6 protein-coding genes and 2 pseudogenes are annotated in these 6,178 nt (G+C 54.0%); 4 read left to right on the forward strand and 4 right to left on the reverse strand.

Going from position 1 to position 6,178, the window contains the following annotated elements; genetic code table 11:
- The 4 genes and pseudogenes from AC13C8_RS00075 to AC13C8_RS00090 form a co-directional block, all read left to right on the forward strand.
- A pseudogene (locus tag AC13C8_RS00075) lies at window positions 1–325 on the forward strand (type IV secretory system conjugative DNA transfer family protein); the annotation flags it as partial.
- A gap of 234 nt (window positions 326–559) precedes the next feature.
- Window positions 560–1,756, forward strand: coding sequence for an ABC-three component system protein (locus AC13C8_RS00080; RefSeq protein WP_245875662.1), 1,197 nt, complete (start codon window positions 560–562; stop codon window positions 1,754–1,756).
- A complete protein-coding gene (locus AC13C8_RS00085; RefSeq protein ID WP_340251830.1) occupies window positions 1,753–2,259 on the forward strand; it encodes an ABC-three component system middle component 5 in 507 nt (168 codons plus the stop codon). The genes AC13C8_RS00080 and AC13C8_RS00085 overlap by 4 nt, the downstream gene beginning before the upstream one ends.
- Entirely contained in the window at window positions 2,252–4,156 is a 1,905-nt protein-coding gene (locus AC13C8_RS00090) for an ATP-binding protein (protein WP_099911247.1), read from the forward strand. The genes AC13C8_RS00085 and AC13C8_RS00090 overlap by 8 nt, the downstream gene beginning before the upstream one ends.
- 160 nt (window positions 4,157–4,316) lie before the next feature.
- On the opposite strand, the gene AC13C8_RS00095 is transcribed toward AC13C8_RS00090, so the two are convergent.
- The 4 genes and pseudogenes from AC13C8_RS00095 to AC13C8_RS00110 all read right to left on the reverse strand — a co-directional run.
- Window positions 4,317–5,393, reverse strand: a complete 1,077-nt coding sequence (locus AC13C8_RS00095; RefSeq protein WP_340251835.1) for a TrbL/VirB6 family protein — start codon at window positions 5,391–5,393, stop codon at window positions 4,317–4,319.
- A gap of 12 nt (window positions 5,394–5,405) precedes the next feature.
- On the reverse strand, window positions 5,406–5,816 hold the full coding sequence (locus AC13C8_RS00100; RefSeq protein WP_482845989.1) for a hypothetical protein: 411 nt from the start codon (window positions 5,814–5,816) through the stop codon (window positions 5,406–5,408).
- A complete protein-coding gene (locus AC13C8_RS00105) occupies window positions 5,813–6,007 on the reverse strand; it encodes a DUF4177 domain-containing protein (RefSeq protein WP_340251841.1) in 195 nt (64 codons plus the stop codon). Before AC13C8_RS00105 ends, AC13C8_RS00100 begins: the two co-directional genes overlap by 4 nt.
- Window positions 6,004–6,178 (reverse strand): annotated as a pseudogene (locus tag AC13C8_RS00110) (type II secretion system protein E); the annotation flags it as partial. The pseudogene AC13C8_RS00110 and the gene AC13C8_RS00105, both read right to left, overlap by 4 nt.

The raw sequence follows: 6,178 nt of genomic DNA on the forward strand, positions 1-6,178 counted from the left end.
GCCGCTGAGTGTGCGCGCCATGCCGATGACGCCGCCGTCGGATGGGCCAGGGGGAACAGAAGCCGATGTGGAGAGGGCAAGCCAGGCTGGCGATGGTCAACCGTCAGGCCAAGCCGACGCCGCTCCAAAGAAGACCGCGCCTGTCGTTCAAGCCGTCATCGCCGAGGAACAGCGCCAGATGGAGATGGATTTTGGGGGCCAGGTTGCGGATGCTGAAGCTGCGAGCGTCGTTGATGATGCGCAGATGCGCTCCGCCGTTGATGGGTTGGACGAAATGGAAGCGATGCTGCAAGAGGACGGTGGTGAAAGGCTGGTTGCTCGATAGCGTGGTGGGCATCGCCTGTCTGTCAGGGAGGGCGGGTTCCTGACTGTCGCTGCGGACACGTTATATACATGGCGTGCTTCAAAAAGAAGACATTTGTTGTAGTCCTTTCTTGAATCTTCTGGCTGATCGCTCTCCTTGCGCCAAACTGGCGAACTTCGAAATAGGCAATTTACGGTCTAGCTCTCCACTATATGTTGTGCGAGAGTTAGGAAAACAATCGAGATAGATGTTCCAGTGCCCGAAGAAGTTTCGTTCACAATTGTTCATAACCCAGAACAAGCACTGCTCGATGTGGTTTTTGTACATGGGCTGACCGGTGACCCGAAAAAGACCTGGACATCGAAGGCGGGCTACTGGCCAGACTGGATGGCAGAAGATCACCCTGACGTCCGTGTGTGCACGTTCGGTTATCCGGCCAGCAAATTTAAGAAATGGATCAAAAAAGAACTCGATATCTTCGAGCTCGCCAAACTGGCAACAGAAATTCTATGTGGAAAAGGCGTTTGCAAACGCCCCATAATCTTTGTCACGCACAGCCTTGGTGGGATCATAACAAAACTGTTATTGAACCACTGCCATGGCTCAAGCGACGAGCAAGCCGCCGCACTTGCCGCTCGGACGTTGCGCGTAATGTTTTTGGCAACACCGCATTCAGCTCCCCCGTTACCGCAAGTCGTGAAGAAAGAACTCCCTGGCTGGTCTTCGTCTCATATCACTGCGTTGTCAGGTGAGACCACTGTGCTTGAGTATATCCGAGACACCTACGGTAAATATGTGGCAAGCAATGAAAACCTAAAGAACGTTGCATATTACGAGTCACAGAAACTTTCTGGTGTCGTTCAAGTAGTTCCCATGAACTGCGCCAATCCCGGGATCAGCGGCACCGATCCAATTCCCATTGAGGCTGACCACATCAACATTTGCAAACCTCAATCCAAGGAAAGCGCCATTTATACCAGTGTGAATAGACACATCGAACAAGCCAAGAAGTTAGCAGCGGACACACCGGAACTTAGCGATCACGATACCCAGATCGCTGCGGAAGGGTATTCTGAAAAGGCAGACTATGACCGCAGAGATTTGTGGGAAAAAATGAACGCTGCGGACCGCGAAAACAGATACACCTATGCGAACAGCCGTCAGAACAGTTTTGCACGTAAGTATATGAGTCTTGGTTTGCAGCCAGGCACACGTTCTGACTACGATCTCCTTTTGAGTGAAGTTGAGCAGCGCTTTCAGGCGCAAGTTTACTTCCCATTGGTCTGCAAAGGGGCGACAGAAGAAGAAATCGACAATGCGGTTCAGGAAAAAGTCATCGAACCTCTCGCCAACAAAAAGATCGGAGCTACGACTTTTGGTGCTACCAACATCCAAAGCGCCATCTATTTCCTCACAGAGCAGTGCCACATACGTTGGGATACTGAACGATGAAGTCCCGTCTTTGGTATCCTCAATTGGATGTTGCCTCAGCAGCACGAAGGTTCCTTAGAATTCTTGATGGCTGGCAAGGTGACGCGCTCTCAATCGAGCGGTTATTTGTATTAGACTATTTTGTGGCTACACCTGCTTTGATCGGCGACATCAAGATGACAAATACGTATCGCAATAGATATGGCGAGCTGGGCCTTCCTAAAAAGAAGGATGAGTTTGTTGTTTTTCCCCCCGCGACTTTGCTTTTTCACTCGATGACCCCCATACAAAAACGCGCGCTTGTCTCTCTCGTCGCAAAGGAAATCTTGAGTAAGGAAAGTTATGATGTTGGCGCTGTTGCCTTGACAAATATTGGCCGACGGACTGCGAGTGATTTGTCAAATGTTCACCAAGACGAAACCGAAACAATCGCTCTTGATTTCATGGTCAGCCTAATGGCGACAGATGAATTTGCGTCAAACTCGGACCTAAGAAGTAGAACAGGGCTGCGTTACTATGACTGACTTTGACCATAGTTTCTTAAGGTTGGACAGGCTTCGCGTAATGGCGCGCGGCAAACCCGTTTACGACCAAGAATTTCACGCCGGGGTCAATATTATCCGAGGAGAGAATAGTGTTGGCAAATCCACCATTGCTGACTTCATTTTCTTTATCCTTGGAGGTGAGTTTAAGGAATGGAAGCCGGCGACAGCACGTGTCGAAGAGGTTCAAGCTCAGATATCGACACCGCGTGGAAAGCTGTCATTAAGGCGCGAAAAGGTCGAAGGGCGGCCTCCAGTCTGGGTGTACTTCGGAGACATTGAAGCTGGCGGTGAGCACGGTATCGAAGGTTGGGAGAAGTACCCGATCTATCGCGGCCAAAGCAACTTGAGCTTCACGGAAGTTCTGTTCCGATCTATGCTTTTGCCGGAAGCGCAAAGCGATGGCGCTTCAAACATCACAAGCCACCAACTTATGCGTTTGTTGTATTCTGATCAACGAACGCCCGCGCCCCGATTGTTTCGCTTTGAGAGCTTCGACAAGGCGACGATCAGAACGGCGGTAGGAGACCTCATCTGTGGCATCCGAGGCTTTGGCCTGTTTGAAGTTGAGCTTTCAATTCGGGAACTCGAGAGTAAGTTCGCTGCGGTTGATAGCAAATGGTCTGCATTGCTGAATTCCTTCCCCGATCAGATCGGCGTTACCGTTTCGGCGATCGAGAGCGAAATTGACGGGCTAGAGAATAAGAAACGCAAGCTTACCGCAGAAATTGAAGGCGTTGATGACGCGGTGAGCAGCGACCAGAATGCGAGTTTCTTCAAAGACAGAAAACAGGCCATAGCAAAACTTCAAGCACTCCGCCAAAGCTTAGCTACCACATCGCGCAAGGTGGAGAGCAGCAAGCTTGAACAGATGGAGTTGAAAAGGTTTATTGATCATCTCACCCAATCACTCTTGATACTTGAAAGTGCGGAGCGAACCGCGCAGGTGCTTGGCAGTATTGAATTCTCGCATTGTCCTTCGTGCCTACAAACCCTTTCGAGTAAAGTGGATGACGACACCTGCCATTTGTGCGGGCAAGAGATTGACCAGGAGGTGTCAGCTAGCCGCTACAACTACATCCGTGTTGATATTGAGCTTCAGATCAAAGAATCGCGCCAACTTTTGGCACAAGAGCTTCAAGGCTTCAGCGACGCGAAACGGCACTATGGCAAGTTGCAGGGAAATTATGAGCAGCTCACAGCGGAATTCGCGTTGAAGTTCGAGATGAGCAATTCGCCCCGCGAAGCATTCTTGGCAGAACGGTACAGTGCGATTGGCCGGATTGATAAGGAGCTCGAACAGCTACGGCGCAGTATTCAGAGAGCGACGGAGCTAGACGAACTTTCAGCAGAAAAGGAACGCCTCAATGCAGACCTTACCCGCGCAAAAGATCAAAGAACGGCGTTGCAGAAAGCCGCAACAAGGCGTCGAAGCAGCGCTTTGCGCCTTGTATCCTCCAAGGCTGCAGCCATTCTTCGCATGGATGACAGTGGCGCGCAGGAAGAGTTTAAGGTCGCAGACCATGTCGACCTAAGTTTTGAAGATGATGCGATCTTGCTGGACGGTTTGGCGAATTTCTCGGAAAGCAGCAACGTCTTCCTAAAGAACGCAGCCATTCTTGGTCTCCACCTTGCGGCATGTGCGGACAAAGACTTCTTCCATCCGAGGTTCGCCCTTTTTGACAACATTGAAGACAAGGGTATGACGCCATCACGGAGCCACCGTTTTCAGGAGCTCATTGTAAAGCTCACGACGGAAACCCCATTACCCAATCAGGTCATATTTACGACTTCAATGATGAATCCAGAGCTTGAGTTGGACGATTACGTAATTGGCCCCCACTACACTGAGGACAATAAGACGCTAGATTTCGGTTGAGCGACGTTGATGCTTTCTTTGGCAAAACCGCTTCAACGATCAGGGCCGTTGACGGTGTTTTCTAGACATTTTGCTGCAAGCTAGCGTACCTACCAAATGACAGCTTCGACGAGTCGCAACGCGGCGACCTCGGTGCCGAATGGATGGTCGCTTTGGTCTGTCACCGTCGACCAAGTCGTGCCAGTCTCGCAAGCTGCGCCAGCATTTTTGATCCCGAGTCTGCGGATCCTGTGCTTCCTTCGGAACCCTTCTGCCCCATGCCTTGCCTTGCAGGCATCTGCTGCACGCCAAAGAACTGCCGCGCCCTAAGGGCTGCGTATTCTGCGCCACTGGCCCCGCCGATGAGGTAGCGATTGTAGGCCTGCTGACCTCCCATGGCGGCGCGGGCAAAGCTGTAGCCGCCGCCGAGACCTCCGGAGAGGGCGGGCATCATGATGTTGCCGGAGATCGCGCGGACGATGAAGGGCGTGGCGATAATGAAACCCTTGGCCATGAGCACCATCATGAAGAAGGGGATGAGCGCGCCGATGTTTGAGGCCCCTTCGGGATCGCCTAGTTCACCGATGAGTGCGGAGGAAACGCCTGTGATCGTTGCGAACACGCCTGCGACGACGATGGGGTATAGCGCAAAGGAAATCAGCGCGGACAGCCAGCGCGTGAAATAATCCTTGGTGACCTCGAAGAGGGTCAGGAAGATCATCACCGGGGCGATCCCGATCAGGAGCGCGATCATCAGGCGGGAGGCCACGAGGATGAAGGCGGCCAGTCCGCCGAGGATCGAGAGCAGAAGCACGCCGACGATGTCGAGCATGGCGCCGGCCATCCAGTTCAGCTCGGACCCGGCAGCGTTCAGATAGTCGCCCAGCTCCGCGATCAGCCGGTCGAATTCCTCCGCGAAGGTGCCTGAAGGGCCCGGGCTGCCGCCGCCGACGGAGGCCACCAGCGCACCCGCGATACTGTCGGTTCCATAGAGAATGGCAGACGAGAACGCGTTGAACTGCATCCAATTGGTCGCGAATATCCCGATGAGCCCTATCTTGACCGCGAGCCAGAAGGCCGTGTGCCCATCCATGGCCCGATACTGATAGATCATGTTGATGCCGACGAGGATCACCACCAGCGTTGTCCCCAAAACCAGGAGCGTGCCAACCGTTGCCGCAACCGCACCAAACTGGGTCTCAGCGGCGGTGTCGAGATAGGCCTGGGAGGTTTCAACGAAATAGGTGACGACGCTCATCGCGGGGCTGCCTTACCAGTTGCCTGCGGCGTCGCAGATGGCCCGGGCTTCCGGACGGGCGGCGTTGGCGCGGCGGTTGTAGGCGTCCGAGGCTTGCAGCAGTTCCCATCGTTCGTTGTTCGCGTAGCTCTCCCGAAACACGGCCTCGGCCGCGTCCCAGGACGGGAACCGGATCTCGCAATCGCAACTGCCGGTCTCGACGATCCGCTCGAGGTTCTGGGCGCGGTAGATGTCCTGTACCAACACGCGCTGATAGGCTTGGCGCAGGGAGATCTCCTGCATCCAGACGGGTTCAGCGGGCCGGTTCGGACAGACGTCAAAGCTGCGATCGAAGGTTGGCACTAGGTTGCGCTCGGCAACGGCGAAGGTAGGCGTCAGGCTTAGGGCCAGCGCGGCCAAGGCGAGGTGCTGCGCCTGCCTCATGCCGTGGCTCCGGCGGGTGTGGTCTCACGCTTCAGGAAGACCGTGTGCCCGACATTGGCGAATTCCGAAGTGCTGATCGACACCACCTCCCAGCCTTCCGCACCTTTGGCATTCAGGCTGGCTTGCATGTCGGCAAGGCTGGTTTTGCGGGTCATGGGAAAGGACAGGATAACGTATTCAAAGGTCTTCATAGGGAAGTTCCAATCTCATTAGCGCCGGGGAGGTAGAATTCGGTGATGCCGCGTTTGCCGTCATGGCGACCGGCCTGGATGATCACATCGATGGAATTTTCGATGTACTGGATCATGTCGGCATAGGTCATCGGGATTTCGGTCTTGAGTGCCGCGATCGCGAGCCGCTGC

This window comes from Aliiroseovarius sp. B-4 (assembly GCF_056857795.1).

What these genes read in the sequence shown, in the direction of transcription:
- AC13C8_RS00085 (WP_340251830.1), top strand. Translation starts at nt 1,753, where the DNA reads ATGAAGTCCCGTCTTTGGTATCCTCAATTGGATGTTGCCTCAGCAGCA.
- AC13C8_RS00090 (WP_099911247.1), top strand. Translation starts at nt 2,252, where the DNA reads ATGACTGACTTTGACCATAGTTTCTTAAGGTTGGACAGGCTTCGCGTA.
- AC13C8_RS00095 (WP_340251835.1), bottom strand. Translation starts at nt 5,393, where the DNA reads ATGAGCGTCGTCACCTATTTCGTTGAAACCTCCCAGGCCTATCTCGAC.
- AC13C8_RS00100 (WP_482845989.1), bottom strand. Translation starts at nt 5,816, where the DNA reads ATGAGGCAGGCGCAGCACCTCGCCTTGGCCGCGCTGGCCCTAAGCCTG.
- AC13C8_RS00105 (WP_340251841.1), bottom strand. Translation starts at nt 6,007, where the DNA reads ATGAAGACCTTTGAATACGTTATCCTGTCCTTTCCCATGACCCGCAAA.